General features: G+C 62.5%; 21 protein-coding genes. 12 read left to right on the forward strand and 9 right to left on the reverse strand.

The features are described 5' to 3' along the window. The first annotated feature begins 33 nt into the window (after nucleotides 1-33). The 3 genes from ACX93L_RS08675 to trmB all read left to right on the forward strand — a co-directional run bounded on the left by ACX93L_RS08675 (nucleotide 34) and on the right by trmB (nucleotide 2567). Nucleotides 34-453 carry a helix-turn-helix domain-containing protein gene (locus ACX93L_RS08675; RefSeq protein ID WP_169591386.1) on the forward strand — a complete coding sequence of 140 codons (420 nt, stop codon included), beginning with the start codon at nucleotides 34-36 and terminating at the stop codon, nucleotides 451-453. A gap of 166 nt (nucleotides 454-619) precedes the next feature. After that, nucleotides 620-1858 carry a methionine adenosyltransferase gene (metK, locus tag ACX93L_RS08680; RefSeq protein ID WP_459404487.1) on the forward strand — a complete coding sequence of 413 codons (1239 nt, stop codon included), beginning with the start codon at nucleotides 620-622 and terminating at the stop codon, nucleotides 1856-1858. A 7-nt stretch (nucleotides 1859-1865) separates the two neighbouring features. Continuing rightward, on the forward strand, nucleotides 1866-2567 hold the full coding sequence (gene trmB, locus ACX93L_RS08685; protein ID WP_459404488.1) for a tRNA (guanosine(46)-N7)-methyltransferase TrmB: 702 nt from the start codon (nucleotides 1866-1868) through the stop codon (nucleotides 2565-2567). 10 nt (nucleotides 2568-2577) lie between these two features. On the opposite strand, the gene ACX93L_RS08690 is transcribed toward trmB, so the two are convergent. Next, nucleotides 2578-2835: a BQ00720 family protein gene (locus ACX93L_RS08690; RefSeq protein WP_169591376.1), complete on the reverse strand. Its 258-nt coding sequence runs from the start codon at nucleotides 2833-2835 to the stop codon at nucleotides 2578-2580. A gap of 49 nt (nucleotides 2836-2884) precedes the next feature. After that, complete coding sequence (locus ACX93L_RS08695; protein WP_459404489.1) at nucleotides 2885-3310, reverse strand: Hsp20 family protein; 426 nt, start codon at nucleotides 3308-3310, stop codon at nucleotides 2885-2887. Nucleotides 3311-3464: 154 nt separating this feature from the next. Here ACX93L_RS08695 and ACX93L_RS08700 point away from each other — a divergent pair, with 154 nt between their 5' ends. After that, a complete protein-coding gene (locus tag ACX93L_RS08700; RefSeq protein WP_459404490.1) occupies nucleotides 3465-4409 on the forward strand; it encodes a nucleoside hydrolase in 945 nt (314 codons plus the stop codon). A gap of 74 nt (nucleotides 4410-4483) precedes the next feature. On the opposite strand, the gene ACX93L_RS08705 is transcribed toward ACX93L_RS08700, so the two are convergent. The 3 genes from ACX93L_RS08705 to ACX93L_RS08715 form a co-directional block, all read right to left on the reverse strand. Then, complete coding sequence (locus ACX93L_RS08705) at nucleotides 4484-6841, reverse strand: methyl-accepting chemotaxis protein (protein ID WP_459404491.1); 2358 nt, start codon at nucleotides 6839-6841, stop codon at nucleotides 4484-4486. 221 nt (nucleotides 6842-7062) lie between these two features. Next, entirely contained in the window at nucleotides 7063-7962 is a 900-nt protein-coding gene (locus ACX93L_RS08710) for a ribokinase (protein WP_459404492.1), read from the reverse strand. A 42-nt stretch (nucleotides 7963-8004) separates the two neighbouring features. Next, nucleotides 8005-9159 carry a DNA recombination protein RmuC gene (locus ACX93L_RS08715; RefSeq protein WP_459405352.1) on the reverse strand — a complete coding sequence of 385 codons (1155 nt, stop codon included), beginning with the start codon at nucleotides 9157-9159 and terminating at the stop codon, nucleotides 8005-8007. A gap of 352 nt (nucleotides 9160-9511) precedes the next feature. Between ACX93L_RS08715 and ACX93L_RS08720 the strand changes: the two genes are divergently transcribed. The 7 genes from ACX93L_RS08720 (at nucleotide 9512) to arsH (ending at nucleotide 16326) form a co-directional block, all read left to right on the forward strand. After that, entirely contained in the window at nucleotides 9512-11044 is a 1533-nt protein-coding gene (locus ACX93L_RS08720) for a methyl-accepting chemotaxis protein (protein ID WP_459404493.1), read from the forward strand. Between the two features lie 178 nt (nucleotides 11045-11222). Then, a complete protein-coding gene (locus ACX93L_RS08725) occupies nucleotides 11223-12740 on the forward strand; it encodes a methyl-accepting chemotaxis protein (RefSeq protein ID WP_459404494.1) in 1518 nt (505 codons plus the stop codon). 89 nt (nucleotides 12741-12829) lie between these two features. Then, on the forward strand, nucleotides 12830-13345 hold the full coding sequence (gene def / locus ACX93L_RS08730; protein WP_459404495.1) for a peptide deformylase: 516 nt from the start codon (nucleotides 12830-12832) through the stop codon (nucleotides 13343-13345). Nucleotides 13346-13405: 60 nt separating this feature from the next. Beyond that, entirely contained in the window at nucleotides 13406-14341 is a 936-nt protein-coding gene (gene fmt / locus ACX93L_RS08735; protein ID WP_459404496.1) for a methionyl-tRNA formyltransferase, read from the forward strand. Beyond that, on the forward strand, nucleotides 14341-15102 hold the full coding sequence (gene truA, locus ACX93L_RS08740; protein WP_459404497.1) for a tRNA pseudouridine(38-40) synthase TruA: 762 nt from the start codon (nucleotides 14341-14343) through the stop codon (nucleotides 15100-15102). The genes fmt and truA overlap by 1 nt, the downstream gene beginning before the upstream one ends. An 88-nt stretch (nucleotides 15103-15190) precedes the next feature. Then, on the forward strand, nucleotides 15191-15604 hold the full coding sequence (gene arsC / locus ACX93L_RS08745) for an arsenate reductase (glutaredoxin) (RefSeq protein ID WP_459404498.1): 414 nt from the start codon (nucleotides 15191-15193) through the stop codon (nucleotides 15602-15604). Further along, nucleotides 15601-16326, forward strand: a complete 726-nt coding sequence (gene arsH, locus ACX93L_RS08750; protein WP_459404499.1) for an arsenical resistance protein ArsH — start codon at nucleotides 15601-15603, stop codon at nucleotides 16324-16326. The genes arsC and arsH overlap by 4 nt, the downstream gene beginning before the upstream one ends. Nucleotides 16327-16331: 5 nt before the next feature. On the opposite strand, the gene ACX93L_RS08755 is transcribed toward arsH, so the two are convergent. From ACX93L_RS08755 to dapD, 4 genes are all read right to left on the reverse strand, one after another. Next, nucleotides 16332-16928, reverse strand: coding sequence for a hypothetical protein (locus ACX93L_RS08755; RefSeq protein WP_459404500.1), 597 nt, complete (start codon nucleotides 16926-16928; stop codon nucleotides 16332-16334). After that, nucleotides 16915-18108: a succinyl-diaminopimelate desuccinylase gene (gene dapE, locus ACX93L_RS08760; protein ID WP_459404501.1), complete on the reverse strand. Its 1194-nt coding sequence runs from the start codon at nucleotides 18106-18108 to the stop codon at nucleotides 16915-16917. Before dapE ends, ACX93L_RS08755 begins: the two co-directional genes overlap by 14 nt. 106 nt (nucleotides 18109-18214) lie before the next feature. Next, nucleotides 18215-18598, reverse strand: coding sequence for a DUF805 domain-containing protein (locus ACX93L_RS08765; RefSeq protein ID WP_459404502.1), 384 nt, complete (start codon nucleotides 18596-18598; stop codon nucleotides 18215-18217). Between the two features lie 5 nt (nucleotides 18599-18603). After that, nucleotides 18604-19461, reverse strand: coding sequence for a 2,3,4,5-tetrahydropyridine-2,6-dicarboxylate N-succinyltransferase (gene dapD, locus ACX93L_RS08770; protein ID WP_459404503.1), 858 nt, complete (start codon nucleotides 19459-19461; stop codon nucleotides 18604-18606). Between the two features lie 154 nt (nucleotides 19462-19615). Between dapD and ACX93L_RS08775 the strand changes: the two genes are divergently transcribed. Beyond that, nucleotides 19616-20476, forward strand: coding sequence for an LOG family protein (locus ACX93L_RS08775; RefSeq protein WP_459404504.1), 861 nt, complete (start codon nucleotides 19616-19618; stop codon nucleotides 20474-20476). Nucleotides 20477-20526: the final 50 nt, after the last annotated feature.

Genomic DNA, 20526 nt, shown 5'->3' on the forward strand with positions numbered 1-20526 from the left:
TGGTGAATTGCCAACACTTGTCAGGATCACAACATGATCGAGAATAAGAAGAAACCGAACCCGATTGACATTCATGTCGGCAGCCGGATTCGTCTTCGCCGCACCATGCTGGGCATGAGTCAGGAAAAACTGGGCGAAAGCCTGGGTATCACCTTCCAGCAAATCCAGAAATACGAGAAGGGCACCAATCGCGTCGGTGCCAGCCGCCTGCAGAACATTTCCAATATTCTGAACGTGCCGGTTTCTTTCTTCTTCGAAGATGCTCCGGGCGAGCAGCCGACCGGCGCCGGCGGAATGGCTGAAGCATCGAGCTCCAACTATGTCGTCGACTTCCTGTCCTCTTCCGAGGGGCTGCAGCTCAACCGTGCATTCGTGAAGATTGCCGACCCCAAGGTGCGTCGCAAGCTCGTCGATCTCGTCAAGGCGCTTGCAGCCGAGTCCGACGCCGAATGAATCCAGCCGGGGGGCAGGGAAAGAGAGCGGCCTGACGGCCGCTTTTTTTGTCGATTTAACGCCAGCGGGATGTTCACATAAAGATATATTTATGTCGTTGTGTTCTTGTTTTTCGCGTCCGAACTGAATAACAAGATCGAAGCCTGTTCTTTGAGGGGAATCCCGCATGCGCGCAAACTATCTTTTCACCAGCGAATCCGTGTCCGAAGGTCACCCGGACAAGGTCTGTGACCGTATCTCGGACGAAATCGTTGACCTGGTTTACCGCGAAGCGGCCAAGACCGGCGTGGATCCGTGGAGCGTGCGCATTGCCTGCGAAACGCTGGCCACCACCAATCGCGTGGTGATCGCCGGTGAGGTTCGCCTGCCGCCGAGCCTGCTCAAGACTGACAAGACCGGCAAGGACGTCATCAATCCGGCCAAGTTCAAGTCCGCCGCCCGCAAGGCGATCCGTGACATCGGCTACGAGCAGGATGGCTTCCACTGGAAGACGGCCAAGATCGATGTGCTGCTGCACTCGCAGTCTGCGGATATCGCCCAGGGCGTGGACAAGGCCTCCGACCACGACAACAGCGAAGGCGCCGGCGACCAGGGTATCATGTTTGGCTACGCCTGCCGCGAAACGCCGGACCTCATGCCGGCCCCGATCTACTATGCGCACCGCATCCTGCAGCTGCTCGCCGAAGCCCGCAAAAAGGGCGTCGGCGACGCCGGCAAGCTCGGCCCCGATGCGAAGAGCCAGGTGACCGTACGCTATGTCGATGGCAAGCCGGCCGAGGCCGTCTCGATCGTCCTGTCGACCCAGCACCTCGACGAGAGCTGGGATTCGAAGAAGGTTCGCCAGGTCGTCGAACCCTATATCCGCGAAGCGCTCGGTGACCTGAAGATTGCCGACGACTGCAAGTGGTACATCAACCCAACCGGAAAGTTCGTCATCGGTGGTCCGGACGGCGACGCAGGCCTTACCGGCCGCAAGATCATCGTCGACACCTATGGCGGTGCCGCACCCCATGGCGGCGGTGCCTTCTCCGGCAAGGACACGACCAAGGTGGACCGTTCGGCCGCCTACGCTGCCCGTTACCTGGCGAAGAACGTCGTTGCAGCCGGCCTTGCCGACAACTGCACAATCCAGATCTCTTACGCCATCGGTGTTGCCCAGCCGCTGTCGATCTATGTCGACCTGCACGGCACCGGCAAGGTGACCGAGGACCAGGTAGAGGCCGCGATCCGCAAGGTCATGGATCTTTCCCCGACCGGTATCCGTCGTCATCTTGACCTCAACAAGCCGATCTATGCTAAGACCTCCGCTTACGGCCATTTCGGCCGCAAGGCTGGCCGCGACGGTTCCTTCTCCTGGGAGAAGCTCGACCTGGTTAAGCCGCTCAAGGAAGCGCTGAAGGCCTGATACGGCAATGAACACATCTGAACGTCGCAGCAGGGCGACCGAAGCCTTTTTCGGTCGCCGCAAGGGTAAGCCGCTCCGCGATCAGCAGGTCGTGCGCATGGAGCATCTCCTGCCCGCGCTGCGCGTTGACCTGAGCACGCCGGCCCCTCGGCCGCTTGAAGGGCTGTTCGCCGCCCCGGTGGAGCGAATCAGGCTGGAAATCGGCTTCGGTGGCGGCGAACATCTCGTACACCGGGCCTCGGAAAGTCCCGCGACGGGCTTCATCGGCGTCGAGCCTTTCGTCAATTCGATGGCGAAGCTGCTGGCCGAGGTCGAGGAGCGCAAGCTCGAAAACATCCGTCTCTATGATGACGATGCGACGCAGCTGCTCGACTGGCTACCGGATGCCTCGATCGACCAGATCGATCTGCTCTATCCCGATCCCTGGCCGAAGAAGAAGCACTGGAAACGCCGTTTCGTCTCGCAGGTCAATCTCACGCGCTTCCACCGCGTGCTGAAGCCGGGTGGGCATTTCTGCTTCGCGTCGGATATTGATACTTACGTGAATTGGACGCTCGCACATTGCGCGGAGCATGGCGGATTCGAATGGACGGCGCGCAATGCGTCGGACTGGAAGACGCCGTTTTCCAATTGGCCGGGAACGCGCTACGAAGCCAAGGCCAAGCGCGAAGGTCGCTCGTCCGCCTATCTTACCTTCCGTCGGCGCTGACGCCTGAGCGTCAGTGCAGGCTTACCGTCTTGAGGTCGTCTTCCGCTGCCTTGTAGAAGGTGCTCGAGCGGTTGTCGGTCAGAAGGATCGGGGTCCCGTCTGCCGCGAAAAGGGCCCAGAGATCCAGATTGGGGTCGACGTCGGGCGCCTCGGGAAAGCAGCGCGATACTTCGTCGGAGCGCATCTTGCGAATGTAACCCACTTCGCCGGCGCCCAGATGCGCCAGTTCCGATTGGGTCAGGCGCGAATTCACTTCTCTCATCAACATTCCGATCCTCCACCAGATAGGGAGCTACGGCACGATCATGCCGTTAACCCTACTGTGCCGAGGAAATGTTAATTTTTCGCACCATCTGTGCCGATTGGGGGCGGATGAGGTCGATGGAAAGAAGGCCGTTGCGCAACGTGGCGCTCAGCACGTCCATGCCCTTTTCGAGAAGGAAGACCCGCTGGAACTGGCGGGCGGCGATGCCGCGGAAGAGGTAATGGGGCTCCGCCCGGTCGACCTGCCGTCCACGTACGACAAGCTGGTTCGCCTCGACAAGCACCTCGAGTTCCTCTTCGCCGAAGCCCGCGACCGCCAGGGTGATTCGCAATCTGTCGCCTTGCGCCTCGGCACCACGCAGCCGCTCGATGTCGAACGGGGGATATCCCTCACCGGGGCGTGTGAGGCGCCCTGAAATCGGATCGCCCATTCCGAAACCGAGCAGCAGCGGGGGCGCCGACGTTCTGGTGCTTCTCATCGATCCTCCTCGTCGTCACCGTCCCCACAGGCCGGCTCGAAATCGTCCTGCAGGTCAATATGGGATGGCGGGTGCATGGCTGCAAGCGCTTCGGATCTTGACAACGGTGGTTGACTGGCTCAACTGGCCAGCTTTTGAAATTGGGACCGGACGAATGACGGAACGCAGAAAGATCATTATCGATACCGACCCGGGGCAGGACGATGCCGCTGCACTGATGCTGGCGTTTGCGAGTGCAGACGAGCTTGAGATTCTCGGCATCACGACCGTTGCAGGCAATGTCCCGTTGAGGTTGACCAGCCGAAACGCCCGCATCGTCTGCGAGCTCTGCGGCCATACGGACGTGCCGGTCTACGAAGGTGCCGACCGACCCATCGAGCGCAAGCTGGTGACCGCCGAGCACGTCCACGGCAAGACCGGCCTCGACGGTGCCGTTCTCGACGAGCCGACGATGGCGGTCAGGTCGCAGCATGCGGTCGATTTCATCATCGAGACGCTTCGCCGCGAACCGGCGGGAAGCGTCACGCTCTGCACCTTGGGGCCGCTCACCAATGTCGGCCTCGCACTGAAGAAGGCGCCGGATATCGCGCCGCGCATTCGCGAACTGGTGCTCATGGGCGGTGGCTTCTTCGAAGGGGGCAACATTACGCCGGCTGCCGAATTCAACATCTATGTCGACCCCCAGGCTGCAGCAATCGTCTTCGGATCGGGCATCCCCCTCGTCATGATGCCGCTCGACGTCACCCATCAGCTGATGACGACCAAGTCCCGCGTCGCGCGTCTGGCGGCGCTCGGAACCCGGCCTGCAAAGGTCATGGTCGAGTGGCTTGAATTCTTCGAACGCTTCGACGAGGAGAAATACGGCTCCGACGGCGGGCCGCTGCACGATCCGACGGTCATCGCCTACCTGCTCCGCCCGGAGCTCTTCTCGGGCCGCCACTGCAACGTCGAGATCGAGACCGCGTCCGAACTGACCGTCGGCATGACCGTGGTCGACTGGTGGCGGGTATCCGGCCGCACACCGAACGCACAGGTGATGCGCAATGTCGATGCTGAAGGCTTCTTCAATCTCCTGATCGAGCGCTTCGCGCGGCTTTGATCGCCTCGAATGAGAAAGGCCGCCGGAGCGATCCGGCGGCCTTTCTCGTTGGTGCTTCTTCCCGAGGTCGAGGCTCAGAATTCCTGCCAGTCGTCGGCAACAGCGGCTGCGGCGGACCCGCCGGCGGCCACGCGCTTGGCAGCCGGGCGAGGCGTTGCGATCGGAGCGCTCGGCGCAGCCGTCCGCATGGTGCGGGCGACCGAGGTGAGCGACGACGACAGGGCCTGCGGAGACGCCTTGTAGCTGTTTGCACCCGAGACCGTGAAGCGCGACACGAGTTCCCGAAGGTTCTCGGACTCGTTCTTCAGCGTCATGCTGGCGGCGGTCGTTTCTTCGACCATCGCGGCATTCTGCTGCGTCACCTGGTCCATCTGGTTGACAGCGGAGTTGATCTCCTTGAGGCCGGAGGCCTGTTCGCTGGCGGAGGCCGAGATCTGGCGGATCAGGTCGTTGATCTGCATGACCTGGTCGGCGATCTTGTGCAGCGTCTGGCCAGCCTGGCCGACGAGCTCGACGCCGTCCTTCACCTGGGCACCCGAGGTGGTGATCAGCGTCTTGATTTCCTTCGCTGCGCCGGCCGAACGCTGGGCCAGTTCGCGTACTTCCTGGGCAACCACGGCGAAGCCCTTGCCTGCTTCACCAGCGCGGGCAGCTTCGACACCCGCGTTGAGGGCGAGAAGGTTGGTCTGGAAGGCGATTTCGTCGATGACGCCGATGATGCGGGAGATCTCCTGCGACGACTGGGCGATGCCGTGCATGGAGGTGACGGCCTTCTGGACCACCTCGCCGGAGCGCTCGGCATCCTCGCAGGCGAGGCTGACCGTTGCCGCCGCCGTATTGGCGTTGACGGCACTGGCGTTGACCTGCTCGGTCAGCTCGTTGAGTGCTGCCGCGGTCTCTTCGAGGCTTGCCGCCTGCTGTTCGGTACGCTTCGAGAGATCGGCGGCGCTTTCCGCGATTTCGCCGCTGCCGGCACCAATGTTGACGACGCTCGAGTTGACGGCGCCGATCGTCGTTTCGAGGCTTGCCAGCGCCTCGTTGAAGTCGCGCTTGAGGGCAGCGTATTCGCCGGGGAACTCGTCATCGATGCGATAGCCGAGATTGCCCTGCGACAGCTGCGACAGGCCGGTTCCGAGAACGCTGACGACCTGCTGCTGGATGCCGAGCGCTTCCGTGCGCTCCTGTTCGGAACGGCGACGTTCTGCATCAGCAGCACCGCGCTGCTGCTCGGCCTCGCCCTCGAGCTTGCGGCTGTCTGCGAGGCGATGGCGGAAGCCTTCTAGTGCCTTGGCGACGAGACCGAGTTCGTCGGCTCGGTCCTGGCCGCTGACCACGTCGTTGTACTCACCGCGGCTCAGTCGGTCGACGTCGCCGATCAGCGCATGGAGCGGCTTCTGGGCGAAGGCGCGGACGGCGAGGAACAGTGCGGTCATGACCGCACCAAGAACCACGAGACCGGCAACGATCATCATGGCGGTCTGCGCTTCGACGGCAGCACCGGTAGCGCTGTGCGGAATATCGATGATCACGGCCCAGTTGGTGTTCACGCCCGGTACGGCGAACGGGAACAGCAGGCGGTCAAAACCCTCCTGGCCTTCTGCCTGGAGATCGGAGACGAGCTGCGACTTGCCGGAGGAAAGTGCTGCCTTGAGCGCGTCGGCGCCCTCGCCTTCGTAGGGCTTCATCATCACGTCATCAGACGGAGCGACCAGCCACTGGCCGGCCTGGGCTACGAGCAGCACGCGGCCGGTCTCGAACGGACGGAGAGCCTTGAGCTTATCGGACAGCGAGGAGAGCGAAATGTCGACGCCGGTGACGCCGATCAGCTTGCCACCGGACATGACCGGATAGGCGATCGAGGTCATTGCGACCGGGACGTCGGTGTCCTGGGTCATGTAAGGCGCGGTGATGGCGCCCTTGCCGCTGGCCTTGGCCAGTGCGTACCATTCGGCGGCGTAATCGTTCTTGAAGGTCGAGAACTGGATGTTGCCGTTGCGGTCCTTCGACCAGTAGGGGGTGAAGACGCCCGCCTCGTTCGCGCCGAGTTCCTTGTTGCCCAGCAGGTCTTCCTGACGGCCGTCGAACGCCTTGATCTCTTCGGCGAACCAGCTGCCGAAGGCGAAGTGGTTCTGGTCGACATTGGCCTTGAGCAGATTGATTGCACCCTTGCGGTCGAAGGACGTTCCTTCGTGGCCGCGGCCGATCACGCCGGCCATGGACCGTGCTGCGCTTGCCAGTTCGCCGATGTCGACGGCGACGCCGTTGGCGATCGCCTTCGCTTCCGAATTGGCCTGCTCCATCGTCAGGTTCTGCACGCGGTCGCGCGTCTGGGTAATGAGAATGAGATTGGAAATGAACAGGACGGCGGCAATGGCAACGCCGGTGACGACGAGCAGTTTCGCCGCGATCGAACGCGAGATGAACTTGAACATGGAAACCTCAGGATACGGAGAAGCCGCGACGGCTGGAGAATGCAACCGGTAGGTCCGCGCCATCATGGTGCGTAAGCGCGCCTCCGAGATGCGGAAGCGCACGCCAATCTCGAGTACTATGATAGGCTAAAGTTTAATGACTTTTGAAGCGATTGGCTCTTTTCTCGCAATCCTGAGGCTGTTTCGCAATCCGTGCGACACGCAATGTCGCGTTGGCGGCATCAGAGGTGTGCCGCGACCTCTTCAGCGGTCGGAATGGAAGGTTGGGCGCCGTGTTTCAGACAGGCGAGGGAGCCGGCGACGGCGGCCCGACGAAGCGAAGTCTCGAAATCCAGTCCCTGGTCCAGGCTTGCGGCAAGGTAGCCGCAGAAGGTGTCGCCCGCGCCGACCGTGTCGACCGGCGTGATGTGAAGCCCTTTGGTGCGATGAAGCTTGCCACCCCGTGCCGCAATCACCCCGTCCGCTCCAAGGGTCACGATCAGGGTCTGGCCGGTCTCGCGATGCAGTGTCATCAGCGCGTCTTCCCGCACGGCTGCCGTCATTCCGTCGCGCCCGGCAAGCAGTTCGAACTCCGTCTCGTTGGCGATAACGATGTCAGCCGCGCGACCGAGGCGCGCGGCATCGGCGGTCAGCGGCGCGATGTTGATGATGGTTGTCACGCCGCGGGTTCGGGCATCCGTCAGAGCGCGTTCGACCGCTGCCGCCGGAACTTCCAGTTGGAGCATCAGGTAGTCGCCCCGCTGCAGGGTGTTGACGGTCGCTGAGGCGTCTGCCTCCGTAATAGTGCCGTTCGCACCAGGCACGACGGAGATCATGTTCTCGCCGTCGCCGCCCACCAGGATCAGCGCAGTACCTGTCGGTCCAGTGACATGGCGGACGGAGGAAAGATCGGTACCGGCGGCATCGAGGAGGGCGAGGGCGGGAGCCGCGAACTCGTCCTGTCCGACGGCACCGGCCATCCTGACCACGGAGCCGGCACGCCGCGCGGCAAGAGCCTGGTTCGCGCCCTTGCCACCAGCCGCCGTCGAAAAGCCGGTTCCGGCCACCGTTTCGCCGGGCTTGGGAAGCCGCGGGGTGGTTGCGATCAGATCCATGTTGATGGAGCCGAATACTGAAATCATCTGCGTTCCGTTCCTGGGTGGGGCCGCCGGCGGTACCGTTGGCTAGTCCTCATCTACTATTCTGAGCTTCAGCAGGCCCGTCCGGCTCTCGACCGTGCGCGGACCTTCCTCCACGGGTGCGGCCGCAGCCGTCTCGAACTCCAGGGCCTCGATCCGCGCGCCTCTTTTTGTCAGCTTGTCGGCCGAGGTCAGGATCATGTCCACGTCCTTTTGCGCGGCGAGGAAATGGCCTTGCAGTTTTCGCGTTCGATCGTCAAGGCGTGCCAGATCCTCCATCAGATGCAGGACCTCTCCCTGGATGACATGCGCCTGCTCGCGCATGCGCTGATCCTTCAGCACAGCCTGGATCACCTGGATCGACAACATAAGCAGAGAAGGCGAGACGATGACGACCCGCAGCCGGTGCGCCTTCTGGACGACCGCTTCGAAATTCTCGTGGATTTCCGCGAAGATCGACTCGGACGGGACAAACAGGAAAGCCATGTCCTGGGTTTCGCCGGCAATCAGGTACTTTTCCGAGATATCCCGGATATGGACCTCGATGTCGCGGCGGAACTGCTGACCGGCGAGCTTCTTTGCCTCGGCCGTGTCGGCGTCGCGGATCGCATTCCACGCCTCGAGCGGAAACTTGGCGTCGATCACCAGCGGTGGCGAATTGTTGGGCATGCGGATCGTGCAATCGGGCCGCATGCCGTTCGAGAGCGTGGATTGGAAGGTATAGGCCCCCATCGGCAGGCCGTCCGCGACGATGGTCTCCATGCGAGATTGGCCGAAGGCGCCTCGCGTCTGCTTGTTCGAAAGGATCGCCTGAAGACCGACCACATCCTTCGCCAGCGACTGGATGTTGTTCTGGGCGGCATCGATCAATGCCAGCCTCTCCTGAAGATGCCTCAGATTTTCGTGGGTGGACTTGGTCTGTTCGGTGATCGTGGCGCCGATGCGGTGGGTCAATCCGTCGAGGCGCTGGTTGATCGCCTGGTTGAGTTCCGCTTGCCGATTGCCGAATACGTCCGACATGGCGGCAAGACGCCCCTGCATCTCGGCCTGAGACTTCAGAAGCTCGGCAAGCCTTGCCTCGGCGGCAGCCTCCCGGCGCAGCGTTTCCGCCTCGAGCTCCAGTCGCAATCGTCCGCCCCGACGGATGGTGATTGCCAGCAATGCCATCCCGACAAGCAGGATTCCCCCCGCGATTGCCATGACGGCTGTCGGGGAGGCCAGGAGAGTGCCGGGGTCGAAGGGCAGTCGTGCTGTCGTGTCCATGACGGGGGAGACTAGCAGATTCGGTCGGCAGAGACAGATCAAATCGGGAACATCGCAATCGGTGCCGCAGATTGGAGTGGAGCGCCGTTATACGCCACGGTTTCCGAGGTAATTGACAAACGTCATGCATGCTCGCGCGGGTGGAAATGTAACATGCTAATACAAGAAAAAGACACATGATGTTCATTAGGTAAATGGAATGTTTACCCTTTTAAGTAGATAATGAACTACTAAAAAATACTTCCTTGAAGTAGTTCGCAAACGTCAAGATGCAACGCGGGGGTTGGCTATGACAAAGCATGACGAAAAGGGTGCGCTTGAGGCGCGCCTCGAGTTTCTCGGCCTGGACAAGGCCGCCCGAAACACCCTCCGGACCTTGGCGCCGACCGTCCGGGCCAATATCGGTGCGGCATTGGATACCTTCTACAAGAAGGTCCGAAGCACGCCGGAAACCGCTGCCTTCTTCCGCAACGAGGAGCATATCCAAAGCGCCAAGAAGCGGCAGGAGGGGCATTGGTCGGTCGTGACCGCGGCCCAGTTCGACGGCCAGTACGTCGAAGGCGTCACGGCGGTCGGCAAGGCACATGCCCGCATCGGTCTCGAACCGCGCTGGTATATCGGCGGCTACGCCCTTCTCGTCGAGCAACTGGTTCACTCCGTGATGCGCGAGCGCTGGCCGACGCGCTTTGCCCGCAAACAGGGTGAGGCGCTCGGCCAGGAAATCGGTGTGCTCGTCAAGGCGGCCTTGCTCGACATGGACTATTCCATCACGGTCTATCTCGATATCCTGGAAGCCGAGCGCAAGGCGGCCGAAGAGGCGCGGGCGAAGGCCGAGCACGAACAGGCCCTCGCGCTTGCGGCACTGAGTGCCGTGCTGACGAAGCTGGCCCAGGGTGACCTCGAGGCGAAGATGCCTGTCGAGCAGCCGCAGAATTTTGTCGGCATGGCGAATGACTACAATTCCTCCGTCGAGAAACTGCGCGACACGATCGGCACGGTGCGGAGCGCCGCAGAAGAGATCCTGCGCTCGGCAAGCGCGATTTCGGACGCATCCGATCACCTCGCCCACCGGACGGAACAGCAGGCTGCGGGTCTTGAAGAGAGTACCGCCGCCCTGCACGAACTCACGCAGAACGTGACCCTCGCGGCAAGCGGCGCGCAGAGGGCCGCGGGCGTCGTGAGCGTTGCTTTGGAGGAGGCCCGTGCTTCCGGCGAGGTTGTCACCAGCGCGGTCAACGCCATGGGCGCCATCGAAAAATCCTCCGACGAGATCTCAAAGATCATCGGCGTCATCGACGAGATCGCCTTCCAGACCAATCTTCTGGCGCTCAATGCCGGTGTTGAGGCGGCCCGTGCGGGAGAGGCTGGCCGCGGCTTCGCGGTCGTCGCTCAGGAAGTTCGCGAACTCGCCCAGCGCTGTGCGAGCGCTGCAAAGGAGATCAAGAGCCTGATCTCACAGAGTTCCGGCCAGGTTCAGACGGGTGTCGGCCTCGTTAATCACGCCGGCCAGGCTCTCGACCAGATCATTTCCCGTATTGATGAAATAAACGGTATAGTTGCAGATATCGCCACGGCCGCGTCAGACCAGGCGGGAGGCCTGAAGGAGGTCAACACCGCCGTATCCTCGATGGATCAGATCACCCAGCAGAACGCCGCCATGGTCGAGGAAACATCCGCTCAAACGGCCACACTGCGTGACGAAGTGGAACGTCTGGTGGCGGCTCTGCGGGGCTTCAAGACCCGTGACCACGATGCCGCCGACGATTCCGGCGCGGGACGACGCGCCGGTGACCGGATCTCGTCCTATCGTCGCGCAAGTTGACCAATCGCAAATTGCAGACCTGTTTCATCCCGGGGCGATCGTGACACCGACCGTCCCGGGATTTCTCATTTCTCGCCGAGGATCTTCATGGTCTGTTCAGGATTTTCTCGAATTCTTTCGACATATTCCTGAAATCTAGGGGGCGTTTGTCCGCCTCCACGTAAGTCATGGCGAACAAATGAGTGTAGAAGCAGACAAGAATTTGACGGAACGTCTGGCATTTCTCGAAATCGACCAGAAGACATGCAAGACACTCAATTCGCTTCGACCGACACTCAGTGAACTCCTCGGCGGCGTGCTCGACAAGTTTTACACTAAGGTCGCGTCGACACCGCAAATTTCGGGCTTCTTCAACGGAAAGCCGCACATGGCGGCCGCCAAGAACGCCCAGATGCAACACTGGGACAAGGTCTCGAAGGGAACGTTCGATCCGGACTACGTCAAGGGCGTAACTGCGATCGGCAAGGCCCATGCGCGCATCGGACTGGAGCCCCGCTGGTACATCGGCGGCTACTCGATGCTGATGACCGAACTGGTGGCGGGCATGCTCGTCAAGCATTGGCCTTTTCCCTTCGGCAAGCAGCACGCCACCGCCCTTGGCGAGAAACTTGGCGCCCTGATCAAGGCTTCCATGCTCGACATGGATTATTCGATCTCGGTCTATCTCGACGCGCTTGAGGATCGCCGCAAGCAGCTCGAGGCCGAGCGGCTGCAGTTCGAAGCCGACCAGCGCCTGGCCATGGAACACCTGAGCCGTGGCCTGGAAGCGCTCGCCCGCGGTGACTTCGAGAGCCGGATGGAAACCGACCTGCCGGACAATTTCAAGCAGATGGCGCTCGACTACAACGAAACCGTTGTCCGCCTGAATGCCTCCTTCGCCTCGATCCGCCGCGCCTCCGAGGAAATCCTCGACGGCACGGAGACAATCGCCAAGGCCTCCGACGAGTTGGCCATGCGCACCGCCAAGCAGGCTGCCGGCATTCAGGAGAGCTCGACGGCGCTGCAGCAGCTTTCCGTCAGCGTCGGCCAGACCGCGAGCAATGCCGAGCGCGCCTCGCTCGCCGTCCATGACACCCAGCAGCAGGCCCGCAGTTCCGGCGATGTCGTCTCGCGGGCCGTCGATGCCATGGCCGAAATCGAGAAATCGTCGACCGAGATCTCCAAGATTATCGGCGTCATCGACGAGATCGCTTTCCAGACCAATCTTCTCGCCCTCAATGCGGGCGTCGAGGCAGCCCGCGCGGGCGAGGCAGGCAAGGGCTTTGCCGTCGTCGCCCAGGAAGTCCGCCAGCTTGCCCAGCGCTCCGCCGATGCGGCAAAGGAGATCAAGCGCCTGATTTCGCAGAGCACCAACCAGGTCAACGAGGGTGTGGGGCTCGTCTCCAACACCGGTGCTGCCTTGGGTGACATGATCAGCCGGATCGACACCATCCATGCGATCGTCTCCGAGATCGCCACCGCCGCCAAGGACCAGGCGACGGGTCTCAAGGAAGTCAATCAGGCGACGATCAGCATCGACACGCTGACGCATCAGAACTCGACCATGGTCGAGCAGACTTCCGCCGAAACCCGGCGCCTCCGCACCGAGGTGGAAAGTCTCGTCAAGCTGCTCGGTCAGCTCAACACACGCTCCGGTGAAGGTGATATGCCGACCGGTGCCGAGCGCCGTGTCGTCGCGCCGCGCAAAGCCGCCTGATCCAGCACCATCCTCGTCGCTTACGGAAACGCGGCGGCCCGCCGCGTTTTTCGATTCCATCGCCAGAAAAGATGCGATATGGGAGGCCCATGACGATCAAGCCTCTCATCATTCTCCCCGATCCCTTGCTGCGGCAGGTTTCCACGCCCATCGAACGCGTCGACGACGATATGCGTCAGTTGGCCGACGACATGCTGGAGACCATGTATGATGCGCCCGGCATCGGTCTTGCGGCCATCCAGATCGGCGTGCCGCGCCGCCTGCTGGTCATCGATGTCGCCAAGGAAGGTGAAGACAAGCGCCCGCTCGTGTTCATCAACCCGGAAATCATCACGAGTTCCGACGAGCGTTCGGTCTACGAGGAAGGCTGCCTGTCGATCCCCGACTACTACGCCGAAGTGGAACGGCCCGCGAGCGTGACCGTCAAGTCGATTGACCGCGACGGCAAGGAACGGCTGACCGAAGCCGACGGCCTGTTGGCCACCTGCCTGCAGCACGAGATCGATCACCTGAACGGTGTTCTTTTCATCGACCACATCTCCCGCCTGAAGCGCGAGATGGTGATCAAGAAATTCACGAAGGCGGCCAAGTCGAAGGCGCTCTGACGCCGTGCGGTCCAGGTGGCTGCGGCATGCATCACATCCTGCGAGGAGATGGGACCCATCATGGCACTTCGCATCATCTTCATGGGAACGCCCGACTTCTCGGTCGCCACGCTCGAGGCGCTCGCCGCGGCGGGTCACGAGATCGCCGCCGCCTACACCCAGCCGCCGCGCCCCGGCGGGCGGCGTGGCCTCGACCTCCAGAAGTCTCCCGTTCACCTCGCTGCCGAACGCCTCGGAATTCCGGTTCTCCATCCCCTGAATTTCCGCGAGGCGGAGGATCGTGACCGGTTCCGCGCCTTCGGTGCGGATGTCGCGGTGGTCGTTGCCTATGGCTTGCTCCTGCCCGAGGCGATCCTGACGGGAACGCGGCTCGGCGCCTATAACGGTCACGCCTCGCTTCTGCCGCGCTGGCGTGGTGCAGCTCCGATCCAGCGGGCCATCATGGCCGGTGATGCGGAGACGGGCATGATGGTCATGAAGATGGACAAGGGGCTCGACACCGGTCCTGTCGCACTGACGCGCAAGGTTGCCATCGAACCGAACATGACGGCCGGCGAACTGCATGATCGCCTGCGGGAAATCGGCGCGGAAGCCATGGTCGATGCGATGGCGAGGCTGGAAGCAGGCACCCTCGAGACCGATCCGCAACCGGCCGACGGTGTTCTCTATGCGGCCAAGATTGACAAGGCCGAAACTCGGATCGATTTTTCCCTTTCCGCTGCCGAGGTTCACAATCACATCCGTGGTCTTTCGCCTTTCCCCGGGGCTTGGTTCGAACTGGCAGTCAACGGCAAGCCGGAGCGCGTCAAGGTGCTCGGCTCCGAACTGTGCGATGGCGCGGGGAGAGTTGGTGAAGTTCTTGATGCCTCTCTCGCCGTGGCCTGTGCGGCCGGCGCCGTGCGTTTGACGCGATTGCAGAAGGCTGGCGGAAAACCGCTGGATGCCGCCGATTTCCTGCGTGGCACGCCTGTCTCGCCCGGAACGGTTCTCGCCTGATGCCGCGGTTCCGCATGACCGTCGAATATGATGGCACGCCCTATGTCGGCTGGCAGCGCCAGGATAACGGCGCCTCGGTGCAGGGCGCCCTCGAGGCCGCGGTGCTGGCGCTGACGGGCGAGACGGTTTCCATCCGGGGCGCGGGTCGCACGGACTCGGGTGTCCATGCCATGGGCCAGGTCATTCATGTCGATCTGGCGCGCGAATGGGTTCCCTACAAGCTGCGCAACGCATTGAATGCACATCTGTCGCTTGCCGGCGAGAAGGTCGCGGTCCTCGACGTGCACACCGTCGATGAAAGCTTCGACGCCCGTTTTTCCGCGCTACGCCGCCACTATCTCTATCGCTTCATCAACCGACCCGCCCGGCTGGCACTGGAGGCGGATCGCGCCTGGTGGGTGCCGAAACCGCTCGATCACGAGGCGATGCACGCCGCCGCCCAGCGGCTCGTCGGTCATCACGACTTCACCACCTTTCGATCGGCGCATTGCCAGGCGACCAGCCCCGTCCGCACGCTCGACCGACTGGACATCACCCGCAGCGGCGATCTGATCGAACTGCGGGCGACAGCGCAGAGCTTCCTGCACAACCAGATCCGTTCCTTCGCCGGAACGCTCAAGCTGGTCGGCGACGGCAAGATGACGCCCGACGACGTGCAGTCCGCCCTTGAAGCGCGTGATCGCGCCGCCTGTGGTCCGGTCGCTCCGCCCGGAGGCCTGTTCTTCCTGCGCGTCGACTATCCGGGCGACGAAGCGGTCTGACGCTCGCATCTGGCGGCGAACGCCGCTTGCCAGCGGGTTGGAAATGACATATCCATATTTCGAGAAATCTAGAAATATGGAGTTGTTCGTGACCGTCACCATCTATCACAACCCCGCCTGCGGGACCTCCCGCAACACGCTGGAGATGATCCGCCAGTCCGGCGAGAACCCGGTGGTGATCGAATATCTGAAGACGCCGCCGAGCCGCGAGCGCCTGGTCGAGCTGATCGGCAAGATGGGAATTTCGACGCGCGAACTGCTGCGGAAGAAGGGCACGCCCTATGAGGAGTTGGGCCTCGATGACCCAAGCCTCTCGGACGACCAGCTGGTCGACGCGATGATGGCTCATCCGATCCTCATCAACCGGCCGATCGTCGAGACGACGAAGGGCACCCGCCTTTGCCGGCCTTCGGAAGTCGTCCTGGAGATTCTCGAAAATCCGGTGACCTCGTTCACCAAGGAGGATGGTGAAACCGTCAAGCACGGGGGCGCCGGGGAATGAGTCGCGTCGAAGGCATCGACACGCCAAATATCGATGAAAGCCAGTTTCGTCCTGTCGACGAGGACCGGTTGTTCCGCGCGGAGCGCATGACCCACCCTCCGCGTATCCTGATGCTTTACGGCTCGCTCAGGGAGCGTTCCTATTCCCGCCTTCTGACCGAGGAGGCCGCGCGAATCCTCATGCGCTATGGTGCCGAGGTGCGCATCTTCGACCCGCATGGCTTGCCGCTGGCCGATGCGGTCGAGGCGTCGCATCCCAAGGTCCAGGAACTGCGCGAGCTGTCGCTTTGGTCGGAAGGCCAGGTCTGGTGCTCGCCCGAGCGCCACGGAGCGATGACGGGCGCGATGAAGACCCAGATCGACTGGCTGCCCCTCTCGATTGGGGCCATTCGTCCCACGCAGGGCCGTACGCTCGCCCTCATGCAGGTCAGCGGTGGCTCGCAGAGCTTCAACTCGCTTAACCAGATGCGGGTGCTGGGGCGCTGGATGCGGATGTTCACCATCCCTAATCAGTCGTCGGTTCCGAAGGCCTTTGCCGAGTTCGACGAGGCCGGCCGGATGAAGCCTTCGTCCTACTACGAGCGCGTCGTCGACGTGATGGAAGAGCTCATCAAGTTTACCCTGCTGCTGCGCGAGCGGTCAGACTATCTTGTCGAACGCTATTCGGAGCGTGTCGAGACGGCAGCCGAACTGTCGAAGCGCGTCAATCAGCGCGCCATCTGAGCGGATCAGCCCGGATAGACGTCGAGATAGCGTTCGAGCAGTTCCGAGAGGATCATGGTCGGGACGAGCAACACCATGACCACCGTTGCGATCGTCAGGGAATGGTCGCCGATTAGCATCCTGAGGATGCGAAAGAGGGCGATGATCAACGTGAGCGCCAGTCCGTAGGACAGGATGGCGACCAGGCCCGACAGGCTCGGAACGAGTATCATGGCAAGGATGAGGAGCGCGTAGGCGTAGGAGACGGGTAGCGCGAGCCAGTTCGACACGACGACGATCGCCAGAAATCGTGAGCCGATCCCGAGCATCCAACAGAGCAGGCCTGCCAGAACCAGCGGTACGATCCAGTTGGCGATCTCGACGAGGCCGAGCCTGAAGAAAAAGAGAGCGCCGACATCGACGCCTTCCGGCATCCCCTTGAGATACATGCTCCTCCACCAAAGGAAGGAGAGCATCGTGGTCGGCAGGGCGAAGAACACGGCCCAGAACGAGCGCATCGCCCCGCGGTCGGAGAAATCCAGGAAGGCAAACCCCTTCGCATCCTGCCTGAATAGCAGCCATAGGCCGTTCAGGTAGATTTCGACCTCCTTAAGCGTCGGCATTCGCGAACCATTGCTCGATGAAGACCTTGTAGATCCTCGTCAGGTTTTCCAGGTCCTCGACGGCGACGCGCTCGTCGACCATGTGCATGGTCTGACCGACGAGGCCGAATTCGACCACCGGGCAATAATCCTTGATGTAACGCGCATCCGAAGTGCCGCCGGTCGTCGAAAGCTGTGGCGTGAGACCGGTCTGCTTCTCGATCGCTGCCGAGAGCGCGCTGATGAGCGAATTGCTGCGGGTCAGGAAGACGTGGCTCGGTCGTTCCGACCAGACGATGTCGTAGGCAACCGGGTCGCGGCCGGGGCGAAGCGGGCTTTCCGCGGCAGCCACGTTCAGCCGGCGCACGATCTCAGCCTGCACGGTTTCGGCCGACCATGTGTCGTTGAAGCGGATGTTGAACTTGAACGTCGCGCGCGAGGGGATGACGTTCGTGGCGGCATTGCCGACGTCGATCGAGGTTACTTCGAGGTTGGATGGCTGGAAATTGTCGGTCCCGTGATCGAAGGGCGGATGCATCAGCGCGTCGGCAAGCCGGATGGCGCCGCGCACGGGATTGTCGGCGAGGTGGGGATAGGCCGCATGACCCTGTACGCCGCGCACCGTCACGGTTCCGGAAACCGAGCCGCGCCGGCCGATCTTGATCATGTCTCCGAGCTGGTCCGGATTGGTCGGTTCGCCGACCAGGCAGGCATCCCAGCTTTCGCCGCGGTCCTTTGCCCATTCGAGCAGCTTCACGGTGCCGTTGATCGCCGGTCCTTCCTCGTCGCCGGTGATCAGCAGAGAAACCGAACCCTTCGGCGCGCCCTTCTCCTCGATGACGCGCGCGATCGCCGAGACGAAGCAGGCGATGCCACCCTTCATGTCGACGGCACCGCGACCGAAGAGGACGCCCTCGGCGATCTCGGCGGCGAACGGTGGATGGCTCCAAGCCGCCTCGTCGCCGACCGGCACGACGTCGGTATGGCCGGCGAACATGAGGTGAGGGCCGCCGTCGCCGAGGCGGGCATAGAGGTTTTCGATGTCAGGCGTGCCCGGCTCTGTCGCCGTCATGCGCGAGACCTTGAAGCCGAGCGGTTCCACGAGCGTCTGGAGCGCGGTGAGTGCGCCGCCTTCCGCCGGCGTGACGGATGGGCAGCGGATGAGAGCCTGGAGAACTTCGACGGGATTTGTGGCGATCATGATCTTGGCGTCGTGTGGGGTCCGAAGGCGCGAGCCTGCGACCGGCTGGGAGAATTTCTGGCAGGTTTAGCCGATCGGTCGTGACCTGTCACGGTTAAAGCCTCCCTCAGGATTGCGGCGAGTCGGCGGCGGCACCATAGGCGTTCTGGCCTTTTGCCGACGGCCAGAGGCAGAGTACGAACAGCATGACGAAGGAAATCGCCGGAATGAACAGTGCCGCGACGCTGATCCCCGGCAGTCCCATGTCGTGCAGTCGCTTGATGCTGAGCATCACGGTCGATACGGCCGAGACGAAGACCCCGGAGAAGAAGAGCGCGCTGAGAAGCCCGAAGACCTGCTCGTCGTCCTGATGGGTCGCGAGCGCGCTGACCGTGAAGCAGTTCACGGTCATCCAGAACAGCCAGCCGAGGATGAAAACCTGCCGCCCGGCACGGCCGGACGGGCTAAACAGCAACCAGCCGACGGTCGGCCGCCGGGCCGCGGGCTGCATCGGGCTCAGTCCCGGAGCAGCTCGTTGATGCCGGTCTTCGAGCGGGTCTTTTCATCGACGCGCTTGACGATGACGGCGCAGTAGAGGCTCGGTGCGGGCTGGCCATTCGGCATGACATTGCCCGAGGGCATGGAGCCGGCAACGACGACGGAGTAGGGCGGCACTTCGCCATAGGTGACTTCGCCGGTGGCGCGATCGACGATCTTGGTCGACTTGCCGATGAACACGCCCATGCCGAGCACGGAGCCTTCACGGATGATGCAGCCTTCGACGACTTCGGAGCGGGCGCCGATGAAGCAGTTGTCCTCGACGATGGTCGGGCCGGCCTGCATCGGTTCCAGCACGCCGCCGATGCCGACGCCGCCGGAAAGGTGGACATGCTTGCCGATCTGGGCGCAGGAGCCGACAGTCGCCCAGGTGTCGACCATCGTGCCTTCACCGACATAGGCGCCGAGATTGACGAAGGACGGCATCAGGATGGCGTTCGGCGCGATATAGGCGGAACGGCGCACGACGGCGTTCGGAACGGCGCGGAAGCCGGCACGTTCGAACTCGTTGGTGCTCCAGCCGTCGAACTTCGAAGGAACCTTGTCCCACCAGGTCGAGCCGCCCGGGCCGCCGGAGACGACTTCCATGGCGTTGAGCCGGAAGGACAGCAGCACGGCCTTCTTCAGCCACTGGTGAACGGTCCAGTTCCCGTCGTCGCCACGGGTCGCAACGCGTGCCTTGCCGCTGTCGAGCAGGTTGAGGGCGGTTTCGACGGCATCGCGGATCTCGCCGCGGGTCGCGGTCGTGACCGTGTCGCGGTTTTCAAAGGCCGCTTCGATGATGCTTTCGAGGGCGGTGAGATCCGTGGCGTTCATTTGAATTCCTTAAACTTCGTTGTCTATCGTTGAACCGGACGATATCCGAATTCGCAATCGGGAACTGGCATTTGCTCTAGCGCATTCGCCCGGGGTTGAAAACAGCCGCCGGCGCATTCGGCGTCTCGGATTGCGACAAAGAAAGGCATGACATATGGCAAAGCAGACCAATGGCCGGCAGCGGAGCAAGGACGGCTCCTGGGTTGCCCTGAAGGACAGCCGGACGGACCGAAAGCGCGCCGCCGAGGTGCCGCTCACGCCGCAGTCGGAATCGCCTTCCTATCGGCTTGCCTATGTCGACGACGACTTCATGATGCGCGAGGAGCTTCGCCCCGTGCGACTGCAGCTGGAACTCCTGAAAACCGAGATGATCTTGGCGGAACGCGGCATCAAGTCGACGGTCGTCATGTTCGGCGGCGCCCGTATCCCGGCCCCGGGCAAGGATGCCTGGGCCGCGCGCAACGAGACCCAGCGGGCCAGTCTGATGGCGGCCTCCGTCTATTACGAGGAGGCCCGTAAGTTCGCCCGTCTCTGCGCTGAATACGCGACGCGCCACGAGCATAGGGAATACGTGGTGACGACCGGCGGCGGGCCAGGTGTCATGGAGGCCGGAAATCGCGGGGCCTCGGAAGTCGGTGCGCCGACGATTGGCCTCAACATCGTATTGCCGCACGAGCAGGCGCCCAACCCCTTCGTCACGCCCGAACTGAGCTTCAACTTCCACTACTTCGCCATCCGCAAGATGCATTTCCTGATGCGGGCCAAGGCGATCGCCATCTTTCCGGGCGGGTTCGGCACGCTCGATGAGTTTTTCGAGGCGCTGACCCTCATCCAGACCAAGCGCATGGCGCCGATTCCGTTGATCCTCTTCGGCGAGTCCTTCTGGCGCAAGATCGTCGATTTTCAGGCGCTCGCGGATTTCGGAACCGTGGCGCCGGAGGATCTCGACCTGCTGCACTTCGTCGAGACGGCGGACGAGGCGTGGAAGATCATCGCCGATCACTACGAGCTCTGACAACGCGAAAGCCCGCGATCGACGCGGGCTTTCCTGCTCATGGATGTGAG

This window comes from Rhizobium sp. CAU 1783 (assembly GCF_054551725.1).